At 69.7% G+C, this 2,041-nt stretch carries 2 protein-coding genes; one reads left to right on the top strand and one right to left on the bottom strand.

Translation table 11 applies throughout. The annotated features are described in order from the left end of the window. Positions 1-1,235, top strand: a 1,235-nt coding sequence (locus L979_RS13815) for an amino acid ABC transporter ATP-binding/permease protein (protein ID WP_047692838.1), incomplete at its 5' end; no start/stop codon positions are given. Positions 1,236-1,420: 185 nt separating this feature from the next. Here the strand turns inward: L979_RS13815 and L979_RS13810 are convergent. Beyond that, positions 1,421-2,041, bottom strand: a 621-nt coding sequence (locus L979_RS13810; protein ID WP_156125613.1) for an aquaporin, incomplete at its 5' end; no start/stop codon positions are given.

Here is a 2,041-nt window from a genome sequence, read left to right as displayed (position 1 = left end):
CCGGGCCCGTCGCGGCGCTGCTGGCCGACCGATCCGCGGCCCGCCACCTCACCGTCGTGCGCTCCAGCGTGATCCGCCGCTTCGCCGCGATGGTCGCCGCCTCCGACGAGCTGCGCGCCAACGATCGAGCCAAGGACATGCTCGCCCGGCTCGACGACCTCGAGCAGTCCGCGGACACCGCAACCCGGTCCACTGCCTGGGCGCGGGGCCTGGGCGAGGCCGTCGTGGTGCTGGCCTGCTCCCTCTCCTCCGTGCTCATGCTGGCAACCACCGTCGAAGCCCGGGCGGCAGGCACAATCTCCGCACCGGTCGTCGCCGCACTCGTGCTGCTGCCCCTGGGCCTGATCGATCCGCTGCTCGGCGCGGTCGATGCGGTACAGCAGTGGCCCGCGCTGGCCCAGTCGCTGCGCAAGGTCCATGCCGTCACCGCCACAACCACCCGCCATAAGCGACCTCGGCCCCCCGCCGGGCTGGTTCCGGCTCAGGTCCAAGAGCTGACGCTGGCCGACCTGGCCGTCACCTGGCCGCAGGCGCCGGCCCCGGCATTCCGCCACCTCCAGGCCACCGTGCGCCGGGGCCGGTGGCTCGTCGTTGAAGGTCCCTCCGGCTCAGGCAAATCCACCCTGCTGGCGACCCTCCTGGGCCACTTGCCCGCCGCGGAGGGCTCATGGCAGGTCAACGGCTCCGACAGCACCACCTTCGACGCCCGGCAGCTGCGGCGACGCTTCGCCTGGTGCCCCCAGGAGGCACACCTGTTCGACTCCACCATCCGCGGGAACCTCCTGCTCGCCCGGGGGAAAAACGATCGGCCCACCGATGAGGACATGCATGAGGTCCTTACCCGCGTGGGCCTGGAGTCCTTCATGGGTGGATTGCCCCAGGGCCTGGACACACCAGTCGGCCCGAGCGGAGGGAGCCTCTCGGGAGGCCAACGACAACGCATCGCCGTCGCCAGGGCGCTGCTCACCCGCGCCGACGTCCTGCTCCTCGACGAACCCACCGCTCACCTCGACGCACCCGCTGCCCACTCGCTGATCTCCGACCTGCGCTCAGCACTGTCCGACCGCATCGTCGTGCTCGTGACCCACCACGCCGAACAACGCACTGGAGCAGACGTTCGCCTCCACCTGCCAGGAGCGCACCAGCACTGCGCACCACAGCCCAGTGACCATGCACAGACCAGTGACCATGCGCAGGCTAGAAACGGCGACCGGTCACTGACGCGTGTTCCCTGACCGTCCCGCCAACGCAGAAAATTCCAGGCGTCCCAGATGGGATACAGCCCTTCCGGGGACTCTGCTCGACCCGTCCTCAGCGCCGGCGCCCGGCTGACCTGCGCTGGCACGGGTTAATCCGGAAGGCTCCGAGAAGACGCCATGGCGAGTAGGACCATCCCGTGACGAGACACCGCTCGGCTCCCTCACGCTCCCGGGGCGATGGAGGTGTCGGTGCTCGCTGTGGCGTCTTCGGCGGGCGGCACGGTGGCGCGGCGGGGTGAGCGGCCCAGATCTACCACACGGTAGATCAGACCCGCCACCAGACCCCCCAGCAACGGGGCAACCCAAAACAGCCACAGCTGAGACAGGCTTTCAACACCCCCGATAACCGCGGTGCCGGTGGAGCGGGCCGGATTCAGCGACCCGCCGTCGAAAGGCGCCAGGATGGTGAGCAGGAAGGCGAAGCTCGCCCCGATCGCCACCGGGGCCAGGACCGCGTTGGCCCGTGGGGCTGTCGAGCCCAGGACCACGAGGACGAACAGCGTCGTCGCCACGAACTCGACCAGAAGCACGGTGGACCAACCGGCTTGGGAGGTGGAGTTCTCCCCGTAGCCGTTGGCCACCGCCCCCAAGGCCTGGGCGGTGGTGGAGGCATCAATCAGTGTCATCAGCACCGCCCACAGCATGCCCACCGCGACCAGCGCCCCGAGCACCTGGGCCACCACGTAGCCGAGGGCGACCTTGGCCGGAGTGCGCCCGGACACGACCGCTGAAGCGCCGTGAAGCGCCCTGAGTTTGTTGGAGGCTCCTGACCTTGGAAACGA

The organism is Kocuria sp. ZOR0020, assembly GCF_000800955.1.
In the GTDB taxonomy this organism is placed as follows: Bacteria; Actinomycetota; Actinomycetes; order Actinomycetales; family Micrococcaceae; genus Kocuria; species Kocuria subflava.
This window is presented reverse-complemented; position numbering and strand designations above follow the sequence as displayed.